The organism is Viridibacillus sp. d25.2 (genome assembly GCF_055456015.2).
Genome location: NZ_CM196652.1, coordinates 25,841 through 45,375, shown reverse-complemented (window position 1 = coordinate 45,375; position 19,535 = coordinate 25,841). Strand labels below are relative to the sequence as shown.

At 38.7% G+C, this 19,535-nt stretch carries 32 protein-coding genes; all 32 read left to right on the top strand.

Annotation, left to right across the window (positions count from 1 at the left end; all coding sequences use genetic code 11):
• Entirely contained in the window at positions 1–1,026 is a 1,026-nt protein-coding gene (locus ACZLO7_RS00280) for a sensor histidine kinase (RefSeq protein WP_464939387.1), read from the top strand.
• Between the two features lie 99 nt (positions 1,027–1,125).
• A complete protein-coding gene (locus ACZLO7_RS00275; protein ID WP_464939386.1) occupies positions 1,126–1,887 on the top strand; it encodes an ABC transporter ATP-binding protein in 762 nt (253 codons plus the stop codon).
• Positions 1,877–3,865, top strand: a complete 1,989-nt coding sequence (locus ACZLO7_RS00270) for an FtsX-like permease family protein (protein WP_464939385.1) — start codon at positions 1,877–1,879, stop codon at positions 3,863–3,865. The genes ACZLO7_RS00275 and ACZLO7_RS00270 overlap by 11 nt, the downstream gene beginning before the upstream one ends.
• 124 nt (positions 3,866–3,989) lie before the next feature.
• Complete coding sequence (locus ACZLO7_RS00265) at positions 3,990–5,306, top strand: Na+/H+ antiporter family protein (protein WP_464939384.1); 1,317 nt, start codon at positions 3,990–3,992, stop codon at positions 5,304–5,306.
• Positions 5,307–5,620: 314 nt separating this feature from the next.
• Entirely contained in the window at positions 5,621–5,929 is a 309-nt protein-coding gene (gene rpsJ / locus ACZLO7_RS00260) for a 30S ribosomal protein S10 (protein ID WP_004233624.1), read from the top strand.
• Between the two features lie 47 nt (positions 5,930–5,976).
• The gene (gene rplC / locus ACZLO7_RS00255; protein ID WP_464939383.1) at positions 5,977–6,606 is read left to right on the top strand and encodes a 50S ribosomal protein L3; all 630 of its coding nucleotides are present in this window, start codon (positions 5,977–5,979) and stop codon (positions 6,604–6,606) included.
• A 26-nt stretch (positions 6,607–6,632) separates the two neighbouring features.
• Positions 6,633–7,256, top strand: coding sequence for a 50S ribosomal protein L4 (rplD, locus tag ACZLO7_RS00250; protein WP_427752596.1), 624 nt, complete (start codon positions 6,633–6,635; stop codon positions 7,254–7,256).
• Positions 7,256–7,537 carry a 50S ribosomal protein L23 gene (gene rplW, locus ACZLO7_RS00245; RefSeq protein WP_038179071.1) on the top strand — a complete coding sequence of 94 codons (282 nt, stop codon included), beginning with the start codon at positions 7,256–7,258 and terminating at the stop codon, positions 7,535–7,537. Before rplD ends, rplW begins: the two co-directional genes overlap by 1 nt.
• Positions 7,538–7,578: 41 nt before the next feature.
• Positions 7,579–8,409 (top strand): 50S ribosomal protein L2, encoded by an 831-nt coding sequence (rplB, locus tag ACZLO7_RS00240; protein WP_464939382.1) that lies wholly within the window; start codon positions 7,579–7,581, stop codon positions 8,407–8,409.
• Between the two features lie 60 nt (positions 8,410–8,469).
• Entirely contained in the window at positions 8,470–8,751 is a 282-nt protein-coding gene (gene rpsS, locus ACZLO7_RS00235; protein WP_038179075.1) for a 30S ribosomal protein S19, read from the top strand.
• A 21-nt stretch (positions 8,752–8,772) separates the two neighbouring features.
• A complete protein-coding gene (gene rplV / locus ACZLO7_RS00230; RefSeq protein WP_038179077.1) occupies positions 8,773–9,117 on the top strand; it encodes a 50S ribosomal protein L22 in 345 nt (114 codons plus the stop codon).
• A 3-nt stretch (positions 9,118–9,120) separates the two neighbouring features.
• Entirely contained in the window at positions 9,121–9,777 is a 657-nt protein-coding gene (rpsC, locus tag ACZLO7_RS00225) for a 30S ribosomal protein S3 (RefSeq protein ID WP_464939381.1), read from the top strand.
• A 1-nt stretch (position 9,778) separates the two neighbouring features.
• On the top strand, positions 9,779–10,213 hold the full coding sequence (rplP, locus tag ACZLO7_RS00220) for a 50S ribosomal protein L16 (protein WP_427734157.1): 435 nt from the start codon (positions 9,779–9,781) through the stop codon (positions 10,211–10,213).
• Positions 10,203–10,403, top strand: a complete 201-nt coding sequence (gene rpmC / locus ACZLO7_RS00215; protein WP_038179082.1) for a 50S ribosomal protein L29 — start codon at positions 10,203–10,205, stop codon at positions 10,401–10,403. The genes rplP and rpmC overlap by 11 nt, the downstream gene beginning before the upstream one ends.
• Positions 10,404–10,420: 17 nt before the next feature.
• The gene (gene rpsQ / locus ACZLO7_RS00210; RefSeq protein WP_427752600.1) at positions 10,421–10,684 is read left to right on the top strand and encodes a 30S ribosomal protein S17; all 264 of its coding nucleotides are present in this window, start codon (positions 10,421–10,423) and stop codon (positions 10,682–10,684) included.
• A gap of 42 nt (positions 10,685–10,726) precedes the next feature.
• The gene (gene rplN, locus ACZLO7_RS00205) at positions 10,727–11,095 is read left to right on the top strand and encodes a 50S ribosomal protein L14 (RefSeq protein WP_464939380.1); all 369 of its coding nucleotides are present in this window, start codon (positions 10,727–10,729) and stop codon (positions 11,093–11,095) included.
• A gap of 36 nt (positions 11,096–11,131) precedes the next feature.
• Positions 11,132–11,443, top strand: coding sequence for a 50S ribosomal protein L24 (gene rplX / locus ACZLO7_RS00200; RefSeq protein WP_427752601.1), 312 nt, complete (start codon positions 11,132–11,134; stop codon positions 11,441–11,443).
• Positions 11,444–11,469: 26 nt separating this feature from the next.
• Complete coding sequence (rplE, locus tag ACZLO7_RS00195) at positions 11,470–12,009, top strand: 50S ribosomal protein L5 (protein WP_464939379.1); 540 nt, start codon at positions 11,470–11,472, stop codon at positions 12,007–12,009.
• A 21-nt stretch (positions 12,010–12,030) separates the two neighbouring features.
• A complete protein-coding gene (rpsN, locus tag ACZLO7_RS00190) occupies positions 12,031–12,216 on the top strand; it encodes a 30S ribosomal protein S14 (protein ID WP_008406949.1) in 186 nt (61 codons plus the stop codon).
• A 29-nt stretch (positions 12,217–12,245) separates the two neighbouring features.
• Complete coding sequence (gene rpsH / locus ACZLO7_RS00185) at positions 12,246–12,644, top strand: 30S ribosomal protein S8 (RefSeq protein WP_038179093.1); 399 nt, start codon at positions 12,246–12,248, stop codon at positions 12,642–12,644.
• Between the two features lie 31 nt (positions 12,645–12,675).
• The gene (gene rplF, locus ACZLO7_RS00180; protein ID WP_464939378.1) at positions 12,676–13,215 is read left to right on the top strand and encodes a 50S ribosomal protein L6; all 540 of its coding nucleotides are present in this window, start codon (positions 12,676–12,678) and stop codon (positions 13,213–13,215) included.
• Between the two features lie 33 nt (positions 13,216–13,248).
• Complete coding sequence (gene rplR, locus ACZLO7_RS00175; protein WP_038179097.1) at positions 13,249–13,608, top strand: 50S ribosomal protein L18; 360 nt, start codon at positions 13,249–13,251, stop codon at positions 13,606–13,608.
• Between the two features lie 21 nt (positions 13,609–13,629).
• A complete protein-coding gene (gene rpsE, locus ACZLO7_RS00170; protein WP_038179099.1) occupies positions 13,630–14,130 on the top strand; it encodes a 30S ribosomal protein S5 in 501 nt (166 codons plus the stop codon).
• A gap of 13 nt (positions 14,131–14,143) precedes the next feature.
• Complete coding sequence (rpmD, locus tag ACZLO7_RS00165) at positions 14,144–14,326, top strand: 50S ribosomal protein L30 (RefSeq protein WP_038179101.1); 183 nt, start codon at positions 14,144–14,146, stop codon at positions 14,324–14,326.
• A 33-nt stretch (positions 14,327–14,359) separates the two neighbouring features.
• Entirely contained in the window at positions 14,360–14,800 is a 441-nt protein-coding gene (rplO, locus tag ACZLO7_RS00160) for a 50S ribosomal protein L15 (protein ID WP_464939377.1), read from the top strand.
• Entirely contained in the window at positions 14,800–16,086 is a 1,287-nt protein-coding gene (gene secY / locus ACZLO7_RS00155; protein ID WP_464939376.1) for a preprotein translocase subunit SecY, read from the top strand. Before rplO ends, secY begins: the two co-directional genes overlap by 1 nt.
• 66 nt (positions 16,087–16,152) lie before the next feature.
• Positions 16,153–16,806 carry an adenylate kinase gene (locus tag ACZLO7_RS00150; protein ID WP_464939375.1) on the top strand — a complete coding sequence of 218 codons (654 nt, stop codon included), beginning with the start codon at positions 16,153–16,155 and terminating at the stop codon, positions 16,804–16,806.
• Positions 16,807–17,263: 457 nt separating this feature from the next.
• Complete coding sequence (gene infA, locus ACZLO7_RS00145) at positions 17,264–17,482, top strand: translation initiation factor IF-1 (RefSeq protein ID WP_038179110.1); 219 nt, start codon at positions 17,264–17,266, stop codon at positions 17,480–17,482.
• A gap of 37 nt (positions 17,483–17,519) precedes the next feature.
• Positions 17,520–17,633, top strand: coding sequence for a 50S ribosomal protein L36 (rpmJ, locus tag ACZLO7_RS00140; protein ID WP_000868344.1), 114 nt, complete (start codon positions 17,520–17,522; stop codon positions 17,631–17,633).
• A 23-nt stretch (positions 17,634–17,656) separates the two neighbouring features.
• Positions 17,657–18,022 (top strand): 30S ribosomal protein S13, encoded by a 366-nt coding sequence (gene rpsM, locus ACZLO7_RS00135; protein ID WP_038179120.1) that lies wholly within the window; start codon positions 17,657–17,659, stop codon positions 18,020–18,022.
• 25 nt (positions 18,023–18,047) lie between these two features.
• Positions 18,048–18,437: a 30S ribosomal protein S11 gene (rpsK, locus tag ACZLO7_RS00130; protein WP_053418552.1), complete on the top strand. Its 390-nt coding sequence runs from the start codon at positions 18,048–18,050 to the stop codon at positions 18,435–18,437.
• A 140-nt stretch (positions 18,438–18,577) separates the two neighbouring features.
• Complete coding sequence (locus ACZLO7_RS00125; protein ID WP_038179123.1) at positions 18,578–19,522, top strand: DNA-directed RNA polymerase subunit alpha; 945 nt, start codon at positions 18,578–18,580, stop codon at positions 19,520–19,522.
• Positions 19,523–19,535: the final 13 nt, after the last annotated feature.

The window sequence follows — 19,535 nt, the reverse complement described above, 5'->3', positions numbered from 1 at the left end:
ATGCTGTTAATATTTCTCAACGAAAAAAGGTCGTGGATACTTTTTTTTATAGTCATTCAGCTGTGGTTGAATTTAATTCTTTTTTTAGATATTGGATTAACTAGTGTATCAACAGTTTATCTAAATTTAACTAATACAGCTCTATTTCTGCTTTTTTTATCATGGCGATATATAAAAGAAACCAAATCAATTCGTAGACTTAAACATTTCCTGGGAAATGACTTGGATATTGAGAGTGCTCTACCTGTCTCTTCAGAAAAACTATCTAGTTTTGAAAAAGTATATTTTGAAGTAATCGAAAATGTAGAGTTAAAATGGCGAGAACAATTAAATAGAGTGCATGTTGATTTTTCAGAAGATCAGGATAGAGCAATAGGGTGGATACACGAAGTGAAAACGCCATTAACTGCTATGAAGCTTATGATTGACTCGTTAGATGATAATACTTTAAAGAATCGCCTTGAAATAGAATGGTTGAGAATCCATTTGTTACTTGATCAAGAATTACATCATATTCGACTATCTTCAATAGAGAATGACAATAGGATGGAGATAATATCGATTAGACAAACAACACTTAGAGAGATTAAGAATTTACAAACGTGGTGCATTGAGAAGGGTATAGGCTTTGATATTGAAAATCTCGACGCTGAAGTACTAACTGATCAAAAGTGGACATCCTTTATTATCCGTCAATTGCTTTCAAATGCAGTGAAATATAGTAATGATAATTCAGATATACAGGTATACGCATCAAAGGATTCAGATGGTCATGTATATCTATATATTAAAGACTCTGGTACTGGAATTAGCCAAGCTGATTTACCACGTATTTTTAATAAGTCTTTTACTGGTACGATTGGTCGACATCAGACTGCATCAACTGGTATGGGATTATATTTGGCCAAAAACGCAGCATCAAAATTAGGTATCCAAATTTTTGTACAGTCTGAAGAGAACGTAGGAACAGTCTTTTCCTTGCGTTTTCCTTTGAAAAATGAATTCGTTAAAATCATGAGTAGATGACGAAAATGTCACCTACTCTTTTTGTTTGTCATGTTAATCAAACGATTCTTTTTCAAAAACTATATAGAATGGTTATATAAGCGAGAGGGAGGAATTGTATTGGTTATTTTAAAAGCGCGTAAAGTTAAAAAAGTATATGGACGTAAATTAACTGCTCAAGAAGTATTGAAGGGTATTGATATAGAGGTTAATGAGGGGGAATTTGTTGGTATCATGGGGCCATCGGGTTCTGGAAAGACGACTTTGTTAAATGTTCTTTGTTCCATTGATCATGCTACTGAAGGCGTTATTGAAATCGAAGGCAATGATTTAAGAAAGATGAAAGAAAAGGAACTATCCAAGTTTCGTCGTGAACAATTAGGTTTCATCTTCCAAGACTATAACTTACTAGATACATTAACTGTGAAAGAAAATATATTGTTACCACTATCTATTAGTAAAGTATCAAAGTCTGAAGCTGAAAGTCGTTTTAACACTCTAACAAAGTTATTAGATATTCGTGAATTGGCTAATAAATATCCAAATGAAATTTCAGGTGGACAAAAACAAAGGACATCTGCAGCGCGTGCGCTTATTTCAAATCCATCAATCGTTTTTGGAGACGAGCCAACAGGTGCGCTAGATTCAAAATCAGCTACAGCTCTTCTTGAGAACTTAGCTACTATAAATGAAAAGCAACGTGTGACCATTATGATGGTTACTCATGATCCAGTCGCAGCAAGCTTTTGTAGCCGAGTATTGTTCTTGAAAGACGGTCAGCTTTACACAGAACTATATAAAGGTGAAAAGAACCGTAGAATGTTCTTCCAAGAAATTATGAATACGCAAGGTGTTTTAGGCGGTGACGGTTATGACAATTAGTCAACTCGTACTCCGAAGTATGAAAAAGAATATTACACATTATTATTTATACTTTTTTGCATTAATATTTAGTGTGACATTGTACTTTTCGTTCGTGACTTTGCAGTTTAACCCGAGCATTTTAGAGATGACGAAAGACAGTACTACAGGAACAGCGGGATTTAAAGCTGCTTCGGTAATGTTAGTATTCATTGTGACTTTTTTTGTAATTTACGCGAATCATTTGTTTATGAAGCGTAGAAGTAAAGAGATTGGTTTATATCAATTGATAGGTATGTCTAAGAGTATCGTTGTGCGTTTATTATCCATTGAAAACATCTTATTGTGGATTGGTGCAACAGCCATTGGTGTAAGTATTGGTTTTTTTACGTCACGTGTATTTGCGATGATTCTATTGAAGCTAATTACTAAAGATGCTCTTGTGGAAATTGCATTTTCTCCACAGGCACTGATTCAAACACTTATCGTCTTTTTGGCGCTACTAGTATTAATAACTATTCAAACCATGTTTGTAATTCGTCGCTCAACACTGCTTGATTTGTTCTCTGCAAGTAAAAAAGGAGATACAAGAGTAAAACGTTTTGGACTGTTTCAAATGCTTTTAGGTCTTATAGGCTTAGTACTAATTATCTTTGGATATTATAAATCAACGCATTTATTTGATTTTGATTCTGTTACTATTAATCAGTTAGTTATTAAGATGATTACAATATTAGCTGCAACTATTATAGGGACGTTCTTCGTTTTCCGTTTTTCAGTATCTTTAATTATGAATATAATTCGTAAAGGGAAGAAGGGACATTTATCATTAACTGACGTATTGGCATTAACACCTATCATGCACCGTATGAAAGGTAATGCAAAGTCTTTAACACTTATTACAGTAATGACTGCTGTTGCTTTAGCTATAATGTCATTATCTTATATTGCGTACTATTCAGTAGGTGCAAACGCAAAGCAATTTGTCCCTTTTGACGTCATTACATTAAATGAACAAAATAAAGCGTTTGAAGAACAACTTCAAAAAGAAAATATAAACTATAACAAATATGAGTTTTCTTTATTAAATGTAGATATTGATATTTCCAACTTGATGGAGAAACCATTAACAAGTGAGATTAAAAAAAACATAAAACTAGATTCTATCGTGACAAAGTTAAGCGATATGAAGCAAATCTACCCTGAAGCAAATTTAAAAGAGGGGGAAGCGTATCTAGTTGGATATAGTGGGATGCTTGCAGAATTAATGCCCTTAGAAATTGGCAAATCAATGACAGTGCATACTCGAGAAGGTAAAAATAAACTAACAATGATAGGGCTTGAGAAAAGAGGTATTATTACAAGCCAACTTTCATATGGCAGTGCAGCTATCGTTGTCACAGACCAGTATTTTGATAAGCTGGCAACAGACAAGAAAATTAAAAAGAATTCCATCTGGTATGAGCAGGAAGGTTACTCTTTTAAAGGGGAAGATTTAAAGAAGGTTCATGAAATCTATAGCAAGACAACCAATGAAGGGGCGTTTACTACGAAAGATATAAAAGGTAAAGAAAAGCAGTTTTTTGCATCAACTCAGGAAGGGAATAAAAATAATGCGTTAGAATTATGGGGTAATGTCATTTTCATTACGGCATTCCTTGGTCTTGCATTCTTACTAGCTACAGGTAGCGTTTTATACTTTAAGCAAATGTCTGATGCAGAAGATGAAAGAGAATCGTATACAGTTCTTCGTAAAATCGGCTTTACAAAGTCAGAGATTATGAAAGGAATATATATGAAGCAAGCTTTTAACTTTGGTGTACCTCTGTTAATCGGCTTACTACATAGTTATTTTGCAGTTAAATCAGGTTGGATGCTATTTGGTACAGAGTTAACAACACCATTAATCATAACAATGAGCATCTATGCGTTACTCTATTCGGTATTTGCTTTGTTATCTGTTACGTACTACCGTAAAGTAGTGAATGAAAGTTTATAATTATAGAGGGATCTCACGTAGGTTATTTACTTGCGTGAGCTTTTTTTATTGACACTGATAACTAATCTATCTATAATTACTTTATCGAACTAGAGAACTAGAGTGTGAAAGTGGAGTGAAAAGTATGAATGCAGTAATTATAGCGATAGCTGTTATGTTGATATTAAGCTTATTACGTATAAACGTAGTACTCTCTCTTGTGTTAGGTGCATTTGCTGGGGGCCTAACAAGTGGTATGGGAATTACTAAAACCGTAGAGACTTTTACAGAAGGTCTAGGAGCAGGAGCAACGATTGCTTTAAGTTACGGCTTATTAGGTGGATTTGCAATTGCCATTTCAAAAACGGGAATTCCTGAATTAATGATTGCATCTATTTTAAAACTTCTAAATAAGAATGGTGAAAGTAATAGAAATGGACTAGTGAAGGCTTTGATTTTTCTTTTAATCTTTGCGATGGCAGTTTTTTCTCAAAACTTAATCCCAATTCATATAGCTTTTATACCGTTATTAATTCCACCAATTTTAAAAATACTAAATATGCTTGAAGTAGATCGCCGAATCATTGCTACGATCATTGCAGTAGGCTTAGTCGGTACATATAGTTTTGTACCAGCAGGATTCGGTTCTATTTTCCAAGAGATTATAGCAACTCAAGTAACAAAAGCTGGAATGAATGTATCAGTAAGTGACGTCCCTACAGCAATGGCTATCCCGGTATTTGGTATGATTGTTGGTTTAGTTATCGCTCTATTCTTTTATAGAAAACCACGACGTTATGAAGAAACCGATGTTAATACTGATTCTATTGAATTAAAGGTCAGTAAAAGAGTGATTTTCTCAACTATCCTGGCATTAGTTGTTTCTCTATATACACAGATTGCGACAGATTCTATGATTGTAGGTGCGTTTGCAGGTATTACAGCCATGTATGTGACTGGAGCATTAAAATGGAGAGAAGCGGATGAGGTCTTAACAGATGGTATGCGTATGATGTCATTTATCGGTTTTGTTATGATAGCAGCAAACGGATTTGCATCTGTTATTAATGCAACAGGGGATATAGATACCTTAATTACCAGTTCTCTAAATGTTTTAGAGGGTAATACTAGTCTAGCGGTATTTGTTATGCTAATCATCGGATTAATCGTAACAATGGGAATTGGTTCGTCATTTGCGACGATTCCTATCGTCGCAACATTATTTGTACCATTATCTGTAGAACTAGGATTAAGTCCATTAGCTATTATGTGTCTGATTGGAACAGCGGGTGCCTTAGGAGATGCTGGGTCACCTGCATCTGATTCGACTCTTGGACCAACGGCTGGGTTGAATGTTGATGGACAGCACAATCATATTTGGGATACATGTGTACCGACATTTATCTTCGTGAATATTCCACTAATAATCTTTGGTTGGATTGCTTGCGTATTCTTCTTATAATAGTAAAGATGCAATTCTTGTTGAATTGCATCTTTTTTTATACCAAATTATTTGCAATTTAGAAGTTTATTTTATATACTTGGAATCTGCTGAAGAGCAAAATGTGAAGGTAACATAGAATAAATGTGACACTGAAAAGAGTTTAGCGAAAAGACTTGCTTATTCTTTTTTTTATGTGTATAATATCTAATGTTGGTCTTCGACTGCGATGAAGCGGGAGGTTGCCGACACACCCGGCCGCATTGCCATGGCGCGTGTGACGGAGAAATTTCCGTGGAGAATGTCTAGGAAATAGGCGAAAAGGAGGGAAAGTAATGGCAAAACAAAAGATCCGTATCCGTTTGAAAGCATATGATCACAGAATTCTTGATCAATCTGCTGAGAAAATTGTGGAAACTGCTAAACGTTCAGGTGCAAGTGTATCAGGTCCGATTCCACTTCCAACTGAAAAATCGGTGTACACAATTCTGCGTGCCGTGCATAAGTACAAAGATTCTCGTGAGCAATTCGAGATGCGTACTCATAAACGTCTGATCGATATCGTTAACCCAACACCACAAACTGTTGACGCGTTAATGAAACTTGATTTACCATCTGGCGTTGATATTGAAATCAAACTTTAATGGTAAAAATGAAAATAGAAAAACAATAATCACAGGAGGTGTGACAAATGACCAAAGGAATCTTAGGTAGAAAAATCGGTATGACGCAAGTTTTTGCTGAGAACGGTGATTTAATCCCTGTAACTGTAGTTGAAGCTACTCCAAACGTAGTTCTTCAAAAGAAATCAGTTGATACAGATGGTTACGAAGCAATCCAAATTGGTTTTGAGGATAAGCGCGATAAGCTTTCTAATAAACCTGAAAAAGGACACGTAGCTAAAGCAAGCACTGCTCCTAAGCGCTTCATCCGCGAAATCCGCGATGTAAACTTAGCTGAGTACGAGGTTGGTCAAGAAGTCAAGGTTGAAATTTTCGCAGAAGGCGATGTAGTAGATGTAACAGGTGTTACTAAAGGTAAAGGTTTCCAAGGTGTTATTAAACGCCACGGACAATCTCGTGGTCCTATGGCCCACGGTTCTCGTTACCACCGTCGTCCTGGTTCAATGGGTCCAGTTGCTCCGAACCGCGTATTCAAACAAAAGAAATTACCTGGTCAAATGGGTGGTGGAGTTGTTACAATCCAAAATTTACAAATTGTAAAAGTTGACGTTGAACGCAACTTACTACTTATTAAAGGTAATGTTCCTGGTTCTCGTAAAGCATTAGTAACAGTGAAAGCTGCTATTAAAGCTAACTAACTTACCGAAGAAAGGAGGAAACAGGAATGACAAAAGTATCTTTGCTTAGTCAAACGGGTTCTTCTGTTGGTGAAATCGAATTAAACGATGCAATCTTCGGAATCGAACCAAACCAAAACGTGTTATTCGACGCAGTAATCGCTCAACGCGCTTCATTACGTCAAGGTAACCACAAAGTTAAAAACCGTTCTGAAGTTGCTGGTGGTGGTCGTAAACCATGGAAGCAAAAAGGAACAGGCCGTGCTCGTCAAGGTTCTATCCGCTCTCCACAATGGCGTGGTGGTGGTGTAGTATTCGGTCCAGTACCTCGTAGCTACAGCTACAAACTACCGAAAAAAGTTCGTCGTTTAGCACTTAAATCAGCTTTATCTGCTAAAGTATTAGAAACTAATTTCTTAGTACTAGACACTCTTAAACTAGACGCACCAAAAACTAAAGATTTCGTAAAAGTTCTTAAAGATCTTTCAATCGAATCTAAAGCATTATTCGTAACTGCTAATTTAGATGAAAACGTAGCATTATCTGCTCGTAACATCCAAGGCGTTACTGTTGTACCAGCTGCTGGTATCAACGTACTTGATCTTTTAGGTCACGAAAAAGTAGTTTTCACTAAAGCTGCTGTAGAAAAAGTTGAGGAGGTGCTTGGTTAATGGAAGCACGTGATATTTTAAAACGTCCTGTCATTACTGAGCGTTCTTCAGAACTAATGGCAGAAAACAAATATACATTTGAAGTTGACACTCGTGCCAACAAAACTGAAGTTAAAGATGCAGTTGAATCTATCTTTGGTGTTAAAGTTGAGAAAGTAAACATCATGAACTACAAAGGTAAATACAAACGCGTTGGTAAATTCGGTGGTTACACAAACAAACGCCGTAAAGCAATTGTTAAATTAGTTGCTGGCAACGAAATCGAATTATTCGAAATGTAATTTTCGTTCATTATTGAACAATAAAGAAGGAGGGAACTCAAATGGCGATTAAAAAGTATAAGCCTACCTCAAATGGTCGTCGTAACATGACGTCATCTGACTTTGCTGAAATCACAACTAACAAGCCTGAGAAATCATTGTTAGAGCCGACTAAACGCAAAGCTGGTCGTAACAACCAAGGTAAAATCACTGTTCGTCATAATGGTGGTGGACATAAACGCCAATACCGTGTCATCGATTTCAAACGTTTGAAAGATGGCATTCCAGGACGCGTTGCTACTATCGAATATGATCCAAACCGTTCTGCAAACATCGCATTAATTAATTATGCAGATGGTGAAAAACGCTACATCCTAGCACCTAAAGGTCTAGTTGTAGGAATGACAATTATTTCAGGTGCAGATGTTGATATTAAAGTAGGTAACGCGTTACCACTTGAAAATATCCCAATGGGTACTACAATCCATAACATCGAAATGAAACCTGGTAAAGGTGGACAATTAGTACGTTCTGCTGGTACATCAGCTCAAGTCCTTGGTAAAGAGGGTAAGTACGTAATAGTTCGTCTTCAATCTGGTGAAGTTCGCATGATCCTTGCTACTTGCCGTGCTACAATCGGTCAAGTTGGTAACGAACAACACGAATTAATCAACATCGGTAAAGCAGGTCGTACTCGTTGGTTAGGCAAACGCCCAACTGTACGTGGATCTGTAATGAACCCGAACGATCACCCACACGGTGGTGGTGAAGGACGTTCTCCAATCGGACGTAAATCACCTATGACTCCATGGGGTAAACCAGCTCTTGGTTACAAAACTCGTAACAAGAAAAACAAATCCGACAAACTTATCATTCGTCGTCGTAAAAAATAAAGTGATTAGACTGCGGTTCGTTGAAAGAACCGTAGTGGGATCACGGAGGGAGGCTCCAATATGGGTCGCAGCTTGAAAAAAGGACCTTTTGTCGATGACCACTTAATGAAAAAAGTGGAAGCACAAGAGGCTTCTGAGAAAAAACAAGTTATCAAGACTTGGTCTCGCCGTTCTACAATCTTCCCGAACTTTATCGGACTAACTATCGCTGTATATGATGGACGTAAACATGTTCCTGTATACGTGACTGAAGATATGGTAGGTCATAAACTAGGTGAGTTCGCACCAACACGCACATATAAAGGTCATGGTGCAGATGATAAGAAAACATCAGTACGCTAATATGAGGGGAGGTAAATCCTGATGCAAGAAGCTAAAGCTATTGCTCGCACAGTTCGCATTGCTCCTCGTAAAGTCCGCTTAGTGGTTGATTTAATCCGAGGCAAGCAAATTGGCGAAGCGGTTGCAATTTTACGTCACACTCCAAGAGCAGCGTCTCCTGTAGTTGAAAAAGTACTAAAATCTGCAGTTGCAAATGCTGAACATAACTATGATTTAGATGTAAATAACTTAGTTATTTCAGAAGTATTCGTTGATGAAGGTCCAACGTTAAAACGTTTCCGTCCACGCGCACAAGGACGTGCAAGCGCAATTAACAAACGTACAAGCCACATTACTCTAGTGGTATCTGAGAAGAAGGAGGGATAATACGTGGGTCAAAAAGTACATCCAATAGGATTACGTGTTGGTGTCATTCGTGATTGGGAATCTAGATGGTACGCTGAAAAAGAGTACGCTACTTTACTTCATGAAGACATTAAAGTACGTAAATACATTGAAACAAGCTTAAAAGAAGCTTCAGTTTCTAAAGTAGAAATCGAACGCGCTGCAAACCGTGTTAATATTACAATTCACACTGCGAAGCCAGGTATGGTAATTGGTAAGGGCGGTACTGAAGTGGAATCACTTCGTAAAAACCTTGGCAAAATCACTGGTAAACGCGTTCACATCAATATTGTTGAAATCAAACGTGCAGATCTTGACGCTAAATTGGTAGCAGAAAACATTGCTCGCCAATTAGAAGGCCGTGTATCATTCCGTCGTGCACAAAAACAAACTATTCAACGCACAATGCGTGCAGGCGCTAAAGGGATTAAAACTCAAGTATCTGGTCGTCTAGGCGGCGCTGATATCGCGCGTGCTGAACATTATAGTGAAGGAACTGTTCCGCTTCATACTCTTCGTGCTGACATTGATTATGCTCATGCAGAAGCTGACACTACTTATGGTAAATTAGGTGTTAAAGTATGGATTTACCGCGGTGAAGTCCTTCCAGTGAAGAAGAACTCTGAGGAAGGAGGCAAATAATATGTTATTGCCAAAACGCGTAAAATACCGTCGTGTACACCGCGGAAAAATGCGTGGAGAAGCGAAAGGCGGTAAAGAAATTGCATTCGGCGAATTCGGTTTACAAGCAACTGAAGCTAGCTGGATCACTAACCGTCAAATCGAATCTGCTCGTATCGCGATGACTCGTTACATGAAACGTGGCGGTAAAGTTTGGATTAAAATCTTCCCACATAAACCATATACGAAAAAGCCTCTAGAAGTTCGTATGGGTTCAGGTAAAGGTGCTCCTGAGGGATGGGTAGCAGTAGTTAAACCAGGAAAAATTATGTTCGAAATCGGAGGCGTTTCTGAGGAAATCTCTCGTGAAGCACTTCGTTTAGCATCTCATAAACTTCCTGTGAAATGTAAGATCGTTAAACGTGAAGAAATTGGTGGTGAATCTAATGAAAGCTAATGAAATCCGTGAACTTACAACAGCAGAGATCGAAACTAAAGTAAAATCACTGAAAGAAGAGCTTTTTAACCTTCGCTTCCAATTGGCGACTGGTCAATTAGAAAACACAGCTCGCATCCGCGAAGTACGCAAAGCAATTGCGCGTATGAAAACTGTGATTCGTGAAAGAGAAATCAGTGCAAATAACTGATAAAGGAGGTTTGCAGCATGACTGAGCGTAACCAACGCAAAGTTTACACTGGCCGTGTAGTTTCAGATAAAATGGATAAAACTATCTCAGTTTTAATCGAAACACACAAAAAGCACAAGCTTTATGGCAAACGTGTAAAATACTCTAAGAAATTCAAGGCGCATGATGAAAACAACGAAGCAAAAGTTGGAGATATCGTCCGCATTATGGAAACTCGTCCGCTATCAGCTACTAAACGTTTCCGTTTGATTGAAGTAGTAGAAAAAGCGGTTATTATCTAATTAAATTTCGGAACTAACAACGTCCGAAGGGAGGTAACCTAAGTGATCCAACAAGAAACCCGTTTAAAAGTTGCTGACAACTCAGGTGCGAAAGAAGTATTAACTATCAAAGTACTTGGTGGTTCTGGCCGTAAAACAGCGAACATCGGCGATGTAATCGTATGTACTGTCAAGAAAGCAACACCAGGTGGCGTTGTCAAGAAGGGTGAAGTAGTAAAAGCTGTAATCGTTCGTACGAAAAGCGGCGTTCGTCGTAAAGACGGTACTTACATCAAATTCGATGAAAACGCATGTGTAATCATCAAAGATGACAAATCACCACGCGGAACTCGTATTTTCGGACCTGTAGCACGTGAACTACGTGACAACAGCTACATGAAAATCGTATCTTTAGCTCCGGAAGTTCTTTAATTTTCATGAAAGTGCCAATCAAGGAGGTGCGACAGAATGCATGTTAAAAAAGGCGACAAGGTAAAGGTTATTTCAGGTAAAGAAAAAGGCAAAACAGGTATCATTCTTGCTGCTTTCCCTAAAAATGATCGTGTACTAGTTGAAGGTGTAAACATCGTCAAAAAACACGTGAAACCTAACCAAGTTAACCCACAAGGTGGAATTGTCAGCCAAGAGGCAGCAATTCACGTTTCGAACGTAATGCTAATCGATCCAAAATCTGGCGAGCCGACTCGCGTAGGTTATAAAATCGAAGATGGCAAAAAAGTTCGTGTAGCAAAAAAATCAGGTGCTGTAATCGATAAATAAGTTATAGAGAAGGGAGGTACAAACACATGAGCCGCCTAAAAGAAAAATTTGTAAACGAAGTTTCACCTGCTCTTATGAGCAAGTTTGAATATACATCAGTTATGCAAGTTCCTAAAGTTGACAAAATCGTTATTAACATGGGTGTTGGTGACGCAGTTCAAAACTCTAAAGTTCTTGACTCAGCTGTTGAAGAATTAGCATTAATCACAGGTCAAAAACCTGTTGTAACTAAAGCTAAAAAATCTATCGCAGGTTTCCGTCTTCGTGAAGGAATGCCAATCGGTGCGAAAGTTACATTACGCGGTGAGCGTATGTATGAATTCTTGGATAAACTAATCGCTGTTTCTCTTCCACGTGTACGTGACTTCCGTGGTGTTTCTAAAAAAGCATTTGACGGTCGCGGTAACTATACTCTTGGTGTTAAAGAGCAATTAATCTTCCCAGAAATCGACTACGATAAAGTTTCTAAAGTACGCGGTATGGATATCGTTATCGTAACTACTGCGAACTCTGATGAAGAAGCTCGCGAGTTACTAACTCAATTCGGTATGCCGTTCCAAAAGTAATAAAACAAGGAGGGCGAAAACGTGGCTAAAAAATCAATGATCGTTAAACAACAACGCACGCAAAAGTTTAAAGTGCAAGAATACACTCGTTGTGAACGCTGTGGGCGTCCACACTCTGTATACCGCAAATTTAAACTTTGCCGTATTTGTTTCCGAGAACTTGCATATAAGGGACAAATTCCTGGCGTGAAAAAAGCCAGCTGGTAATCCCCTAATTTGGGAAGGAGGTAAATGTAATGACAATGACAGATCCGATTGCAGATATGCTTACACGCATTCGTAACGCTAACATGGTCCGTCACGAGAAATTAGAGGTTCCGGCTTCTAACATCAAAAAAGAGATCGCTGAAATTCTTAAGCGTGAAGGTTTTGTACGTGACGTTGAGTATGTAGAAGATGACAAACAAGGTATCATCCGTATCTTCTTAAAATACGGCCAAGAAAACGAACGTGTTATTACAGGATTAAAACGTATTTCTAAACCAGGTTTACGCGTTTACGCGAAAACTAACGAAGTACCTAAAGTGTTGAACGGACTAGGAATCGCTTTAGTTTCAACTTCAAACGGTTTATTAACTGATAAAGAAGCTCGCGCTAAACAAGTTGGCGGAGAAATCTTAGCTTACGTTTGGTAATTAGCAACAAAAGAATGGAGGTGCAACATTAATGTCTCGCGTAGGTAAAAAACCAATCGAGGTACCTGCAACAGTAACTGTAACTATCGCTGCTGATAACACAGTAACTGTTAAAGGACCAAAAGGTGAACTTGTTCGCTCTTTTAACAAAGATATGAAAATTGAACAAGAAGGTAACGTGATCACTGTATCTCGTCCTTCTGAATCAAAAGACCACCGTACTAACCATGGTACAACTCGTGCTCTTTTAGCAAACATGATTACTGGTGTTTCTGAAGGATTTGAACGTGCACTTGAATTAGTTGGTGTAGGTTACCGTGCTCAATTACAAGGAACTAAACTTGTATTGAACGTAGGTTACTCACACCCAGTTGAGTTCACACCTGAAGAAGGAGTAACTATTGAAGTTCCTTCAAACACTAAAGTTGTCATTAAAGGGATTAGCAAAGAACGTGTTGGAGCTCTTGCTTCAAACATCCGTCAAGTGCGTCCACCAGAACCTTATAAAGGTAAAGGTATCCGTTATGAAGGCGAATTCGTTCGTCGTAAAGAAGGTAAAACAGGTAAATAATGCTGCTTAAAGCATTAGAAAGGAGTGACCTCTGTGATTACGAAACAAGATAAAAATCAAGTTCGTAAAAAACGTCATGCGCGCGTGCGTTCTAAAATTACTGGTACTGCTGAATGTCCACGTTTAAACGTATTCCGTTCAAACAAACACATTTACGCACAAATTATCGATGATTCTAAAGGCCTAACACTAGTAAGTGCTTCAACTATGGATAAAGAGTTTGAAGGAACTGCTGGTAACTTAGAAGCTGCTACAAAAATCGGTGAAACTATCGCTAAAGGCGCTGCGGAAAAAAACATCAAAGCTGTTGTATTTGACCGTGGTGGTTACTTATATCATGGACGTGTAAAAGCTTTAGCTGAAGCTGCACGTGCTAATGGTTTAGAATTTTAATAAGAAGGAGGTACACATTTCATGAGTCGCATTGACGCAAACAAACTAGAACTTGAAGAACGCGTTGTTACGATCAACCGCGTTGCTAAGGTTGTTAAAGGTGGACGTCGTTTCCGCTTCACTGCACTAGTAGTGGTTGGAGACCGTAACGGCCATGTTGGTTTCGGTACAGGTAAAGCTCAGGAAGTACCTGATGCAATTCGCAAAGCAGTAGAAGATGCGAAGAAAAACTTGATCGAAGTTCCACGTGTTGGTGGTACAACACCACACTTAATCATGGGCCGCTTCGGTGCAGGTAACATCATGATTAAACCTGCTGCTCCTGGTACAGGAGTTATCGCTGGTGGACCAGTTCGTGCTGTATTAGAGCTTGCTGGTATCACTGATATTCTTTCAAAATCACTTGGTTCAAATACGCCAATTAACATGGTTCGCGCTACTGTTAGAGGTTTATCTGAACTTAAACATGCTGAAGAAGTTGCAAAACTTCGCGGTAAATCAGTAGAAGAACTATTAGGTTAAGGGGGGAAATAATATGTCAACTAAACTACAAATTACCCTTACTAAAAGTTTAATCGGTACTAAACCTGCTCAACGTAAAACAATCGAAGCGCTTGGCTTACGTAAAGTAAATCATACTGTTGAACATCCAGATAACGTGGCTGTTCGCGGTGCGATCACAAAAGTAGCACACTTAGTTACTGTTACAGAGATTTAATTCAAAAATCAATAACAAGGAGGTGCCACCCAAATGAAACTTCATGAGTTAGAACCAGCTTTAGGTTCACGTAAAGAACGTAACCGCGTAGGTCGTGGTATCGGTTCTGGTAACGGTAAAACTTCTGGTAGAGGTCATAAAGGTCAAAAAGCTCGTTCTGGCGGCGGCGTTCGTCCAGGATTTGAAGGCGGTCAAAACCCATTGTTCCGTCGTTTACCTAAACGTGGATTTACGAACATTAATCGTAAAGAATACGCTATCGTAAACCTTGACGCTTTAAATCGTTTTGAAGACGGCACAGAAGTAACACCAGCTTTATTAATTGAAACTGGTGTTGTGAGCAACGAGAAAGCTGGAATCAAAGTTCTAGGCAATGGAACTGTTGAGAAAAAGCTTACTGTTAAAGCTCATAAATTCTCAGCTTCTGCTAAAAAAGCAATTGAGAATGCCGGCGGACAAATCGAGGTGATTTAATGTTTCAAACAATCTCTAACTTTATGCGCGTGAGAGATATTAGAAATAAAATCATTTTCACTCTTTTGATGTTGGTCGTATTCCGTCTTGGAACGTTTATACCAGTACCAAACGTCGACGCTAATGTATTAAAAGCCACTGATCAAAATAGTTTAGTTGGTTTCTTAAATACATTTGGTGGAGGAGCTTTGAAAAACTTCTCGATTTTTGCTATGGGTATAATGCCATACATTACGGCTTCAATTATAGTTCAGCTATTGCAAATGGATGTTGTCCAAAAGTTCACCGAGTGGTCAAAACAAGGTGAAGTTGGTCGACGTAAAATCGCTCAATTTACACGTTACTTCGCAATTATTCTTGCATTTATTCAATCAATCGCAATGTCTTACGGTTTCAACCGTATGTATGGCGGTTCATTGATTAAAGACGAGGGTGTTATGACGTACTTAACAATTGCGATTGTGTTAACTGCTGGTACTGCATTTTTACTTTGGTTAGGTGAGCAAATTACTGAAAAAGGTGTCGGAAATGGTATTTCCATTATCATCTTCGCAGGTATCGTAGCTGCATTGCCAAACAGTGTGAATCAAATTTATGCTTCGCAATTCGAAAATGCGGGAGAGCAATTGTTCATCCGTATTATCGTGATGGCTCTTATTGTATTGGCCGCTCTTGTTATTGTAGTAGGTGTTATTTACGTTCAACAAGCTTTGCGTAAAATTCCTATTCAATATGCAAAACGTGCTGGTGCTCAAAGAGGTGCACAACAATCTCATTTACCATTGAAAGTAAATGCAGCTGGGGTTATCCCAGTAATCTTCGCTGTTGCGTTTATTGTAACGCCTAGAACAATTGCGACTTTCTTTGGAGATAATAAAGCAACTCGGTTCATTGAAACAACGTTTAATTATTCTCAACCAGTTGGGATGATGATGTATGTAGCGTTAATTGTAGCGTTTGCATATTTCTATGCGTTCGTTCAAGTGAATCCTGAAAAAGTTGCAGATAACCTGAAGAAACAGGGTGCCTATATCCCGGGTATTCGCCCAGGTAAAAGCACTCAAGATTATCTAACAACTGTTTTATATCGCTTAACGTTTGTAGGTGCGATCTTCTTGTCGCTTGTTGCGATCCTTCCGATCATTTTCATTAATGTTGCGAAGCTTCCAGAATCGGCACAAATTGGCGGTACTAGTTTACTAATCGTTGTTGGTGTTGCACTGGAAACGATGAAACAATTAGAATCACAACTTGTGAAGCGTCACTACAAAGGTTTCATGAAATAATGTTGGTTTTTAGGGACGGTTTTCGTTCCTTAAACCTTCACAATAACTTGAGGGGGCTCTCTCTGTATGAATATCGTTTTGATGGGTTTGCCTGGTGCTGGTAAAGGCACTCAAGCAGATAAAATTGTTGAGAAGTACGCAATCCCTCATATTTCTACAGGCGATATGTTCCGTGCAGCTATTAAAGGTGGTACGGAATTAGGTCTTTTAGCGAAATCGTTTATTGATAAAGGTGCTCTTGTACCTGATGAAGTGACGATTGGTATCGTTCGCGAACGCTTAAGCCAACCTGATTGTGATCAAGGCTTCCTATTAGATGGTTTCCCACGTACTATTGAACAAGCTGAATCATTAGATAATATTTTATCTGATTTCGGTAAGAAGATAGAGTATGTAGTAAATATTCAAGTAGAACAAGAAGAATTGATTAAACGTTTAACAGGTCGTCGTATCTGTAAAGTATGTGGCTCTGCTTATCACTTAGTGTTTAATCCTCCAAAAGAGGAAGGCATTTGTGATAAAGACGGAGGAGAACTTTATCAAAGAGCAGACGATAATCCAGAAACGGTTACTAACCGTCTGGAAATAAATATCAAACAAACGCAACCTTTACTTGATTTTTATCAAGCTAAAGATGTGTTAACAAATATCAACGGACAGCAAGATATCTCTGATGTATTTGCTGACGTAGATGCTCTATTACAGGGCAGCCGCAACTAATACCCGAATCCCGGGTGCAGATAACTGCCTCCGCGGGGAGTATGCGGTAGCAACGGAAATGTATTTTCGAGAGCTGCAAAAGCATATTGTGCCCGGTCTATGCACTGATGAATTAGATGTATCTGTATATAGGATACCCTTTGTCCTTGATGCAATCCTAGTTCTGAAAGGGTATAATGGGTTTCGTGGAAGCATCTATGTAAACGGGTATGGAAGGATCTTATCCAAGGCAATTCCGTATGGGCGTGTTGACATGAGGGAAACAGGGTTCAAACGGGAAGTCAATTCCATGGGTTGTAAGAAGCGAAACCTGATGAGCGTCTTTCGAACATCTCTCATACAATCCAAACATATGTTGAGACGAGTCGCTTCTTTCAAGAAAGAAAGACACTTGAAGCAAATTCCGTTTGATTTGAAGATGGGAACCTGAATTGCATATAGAAGGGAGACAGGGTCGATGGCGAAAGACGATGTAATTGAAATCGAAGGCACAGTTGTTGAGACTTTGCCAAACGCGATGTTTAAGGTAGAATTAGAAAATGGTCATACAGTTCTTGCTCATGTATCGGGCAAAATTCGTATGCACTTTATTCGCATCTTGCCTGGAGATAAAGTAACAATTGAGTTATCTCCATATGACTTAACTCGCGGTCGTATCACATACCGTTTTAAATAATCTTTTGCACTCCGGACCACTAAGGAGGTTAGGTTAGATGAAAGTGAGACCATCTGTGAAACCGATCTGCGAAAAATGTAAAGTTATTCGCCGACGCGGTAAAGTAATGGTAATCTGTGAAAATCCTAAACACAAACAAAAACAAGGTTAATTTGAAGGAGGTGCACAACGTATATGGCACGTATTGCTGGTGTTGACATTCCTCGCGACAAACGCGTTGTAATTTCATTAACTTACATTTACGGAGTAGGTAACACTACTGCTAAGCAAGTTCTTGCTGGTGCAGGTGTTTCTGAAAGTACTCGAGTTCGCGATCTTACTGAAGACGAACTTAACAAAATTCGTGAACAATTAGACACATATAAATTAGAAGGTGATCTTCGTCGTGAGATCTCTCTAAACATCAAACGTTTGATGGAAATCGGATCTTTCCGTGGTATCCGTCACCGTCGCGGTTTACCTGTTCGCGGTCAAAATACGAAGAACAATGCGCGTACGCGTAAAGGTCCTCGTAAAACTGTAGCGAACAAGAAAAAATAATCGGTAAAGGAGGTTTCTTCTTAACATGGCACGTAAACAACAATCTCGTAAACGTCGTGTGAAAAAGAATATCGAATCTGGTATTGCTCACATCCGTTCTACATTTAATAATACAATTGTAACCATCACTGACATGCAAGGTAACGCTGTTTCTTGGTCAAGTGCAGGTGCTCTAGGATTCCGTGGTTCTCGTAAATCAACTCCTTTTGCTGCACAAATGGCTGCTGAAACTGCTGCTAAAACATCAATCGAGCATGGTTTAAAAACTTTAGAAGTAACTGTTAAGGGTCCTGGTGCAGGTCGTGAAGCTGCTATTCGTGCGCTTCAAGCTGCAGGTTTAGACGTTACAGCAATTAAAGATGTAACTCCAGTTCCACATAACGGTTGCCGCCCACCAAAACGTCGTCGTGTATAATTGATGAATCTCAATCTATTGATTGAGAATCTCATTTCTTGTACAAACTGAATTGTGCAAACACATGATTGATTAGACATTCGATTTTATGTAGGAAATAAAAATCATACATTCGATGTTTTGAAGGAGGGTAAATTTGAATGATCGAAATTGAAAAACCAAAGATTGAAACCGTTGAGATCAGCGATGATGCCAAATACGGCAAGTTTGTTGTAGAACCACTTGAACGTGGATATGGAAACACTTTGGGAAATTCTTTACGTCGTATCCTTCTGTCTTCTTTACCAGGAGCTGCTGTTACTTCAATCCAAATTGACGGCGTACTACACGAATTCTCTACTATTGAGGGCGTTGTAGAAGATGTTGCATCAATTATTTTGAACATTAAAAAGCTAGCTTTAAAAATCTATTCTGATGAAGAAAAAGTCATTGAAATAGATTTCAAAGGTGACGGAGTAGTAACTGCTGCGGATATTACGCATGACAGTGACGTTGAAGTGTTAAACCCAGATCTATATATTGCAACTATTGCTAAAAATGGTCATCTTCGTATGCGTATGTATGCGCAACGTGGACGTGGTTACACTCCTGCTGATCAAAACAAACGCGAGGATCTTCCAATTGGCGTGATCCCGATCGACTCTATTTACACTCCAGTTTCACGCGTCAACTTCCAAGTAGAAAATACTCGTGTTGGACAATCGTCTGATTTCGATAAACTTTCTCTTGATGTATGGACAGATGGTAGCATCGGTCCTAAAGAGGCGATTTCGCTCGGAGCAAAAATATTAACCGAGCACTTAAATATCTTCGTTGGTTTAACAGACGAGGCACAAACTGCTGAAATCATGGTTGAAAAAGAAGAAGACCAAAAAGAAAAAGTCTTAGAGATGACTATCGAAGAGCTTGATCTTTCGGTTCGTTCTTACAACTGTTTAAAACGAGCAGGTATCAACACTGTTCTTGAACTTGCTAACAAGTCTGAGGACGACATGATGAAAGTTCGTAACCTAGGACGTAAATCATTAGAAGAAGTAAAAGCGAAGTTAGAAGAGCTTGGTTTAGGGTTACGCGAAGAAGACTAAGCGAACTTTTATA

Bases quoted from the DNA above. Each gene is read 5' to 3' on its own strand.
- ACZLO7_RS00280 (WP_464939387.1), top strand. From the start codon at position 1: ATGCTGTTAATATTTCTCAACGAAAAAAGGTCGTGGATACTTTTTTTT.
- ACZLO7_RS00270 (WP_464939385.1), top strand. From the start codon at position 1,877: ATGACAATTAGTCAACTCGTACTCCGAAGTATGAAAAAGAATATTACA.
- ACZLO7_RS00265 (WP_464939384.1), top strand. From the start codon at position 3,990: ATGAATGCAGTAATTATAGCGATAGCTGTTATGTTGATATTAAGCTTA.
- rpsJ (WP_004233624.1), top strand. From the start codon at position 5,621: ATGGCAAAACAAAAGATCCGTATCCGTTTGAAAGCATATGATCACAGA.
- rplC (WP_464939383.1), top strand. From the start codon at position 5,977: ATGACCAAAGGAATCTTAGGTAGAAAAATCGGTATGACGCAAGTTTTT.
- rplD (WP_427752596.1), top strand. From the start codon at position 6,633: ATGACAAAAGTATCTTTGCTTAGTCAAACGGGTTCTTCTGTTGGTGAA.
- rplW (WP_038179071.1), top strand. From the start codon at position 7,256: ATGGAAGCACGTGATATTTTAAAACGTCCTGTCATTACTGAGCGTTCT.
- rplB (WP_464939382.1), top strand. From the start codon at position 7,579: ATGGCGATTAAAAAGTATAAGCCTACCTCAAATGGTCGTCGTAACATG.
- rpsS (WP_038179075.1), top strand. From the start codon at position 8,470: ATGGGTCGCAGCTTGAAAAAAGGACCTTTTGTCGATGACCACTTAATG.
- rplV (WP_038179077.1), top strand. From the start codon at position 8,773: ATGCAAGAAGCTAAAGCTATTGCTCGCACAGTTCGCATTGCTCCTCGT.
- rplP (WP_427734157.1), top strand. From the start codon at position 9,779: ATGTTATTGCCAAAACGCGTAAAATACCGTCGTGTACACCGCGGAAAA.
- rpmC (WP_038179082.1), top strand. From the start codon at position 10,203: ATGAAAGCTAATGAAATCCGTGAACTTACAACAGCAGAGATCGAAACT.
- rpsQ (WP_427752600.1), top strand. From the start codon at position 10,421: ATGACTGAGCGTAACCAACGCAAAGTTTACACTGGCCGTGTAGTTTCA.
- rplX (WP_427752601.1), top strand. From the start codon at position 11,132: ATGCATGTTAAAAAAGGCGACAAGGTAAAGGTTATTTCAGGTAAAGAA.
- rplE (WP_464939379.1), top strand. From the start codon at position 11,470: ATGAGCCGCCTAAAAGAAAAATTTGTAAACGAAGTTTCACCTGCTCTT.
- rpsH (WP_038179093.1), top strand. From the start codon at position 12,246: ATGACAATGACAGATCCGATTGCAGATATGCTTACACGCATTCGTAAC.
- rplF (WP_464939378.1), top strand. From the start codon at position 12,676: ATGTCTCGCGTAGGTAAAAAACCAATCGAGGTACCTGCAACAGTAACT.
- rpsE (WP_038179099.1), top strand. From the start codon at position 13,630: ATGAGTCGCATTGACGCAAACAAACTAGAACTTGAAGAACGCGTTGTT.
- rpmD (WP_038179101.1), top strand. From the start codon at position 14,144: ATGTCAACTAAACTACAAATTACCCTTACTAAAAGTTTAATCGGTACT.
- rplO (WP_464939377.1), top strand. From the start codon at position 14,360: ATGAAACTTCATGAGTTAGAACCAGCTTTAGGTTCACGTAAAGAACGT.
- secY (WP_464939376.1), top strand. From the start codon at position 14,800: ATGTTTCAAACAATCTCTAACTTTATGCGCGTGAGAGATATTAGAAAT.
- ACZLO7_RS00150 (WP_464939375.1), top strand. From the start codon at position 16,153: ATGAATATCGTTTTGATGGGTTTGCCTGGTGCTGGTAAAGGCACTCAA.
- infA (WP_038179110.1), top strand. From the start codon at position 17,264: ATGGCGAAAGACGATGTAATTGAAATCGAAGGCACAGTTGTTGAGACT.
- rpmJ (WP_000868344.1), top strand. From the start codon at position 17,520: ATGAAAGTGAGACCATCTGTGAAACCGATCTGCGAAAAATGTAAAGTT.
- rpsM (WP_038179120.1), top strand. From the start codon at position 17,657: ATGGCACGTATTGCTGGTGTTGACATTCCTCGCGACAAACGCGTTGTA.
- rpsK (WP_053418552.1), top strand. From the start codon at position 18,048: ATGGCACGTAAACAACAATCTCGTAAACGTCGTGTGAAAAAGAATATC.
- ACZLO7_RS00125 (WP_038179123.1), top strand. From the start codon at position 18,578: ATGATCGAAATTGAAAAACCAAAGATTGAAACCGTTGAGATCAGCGAT.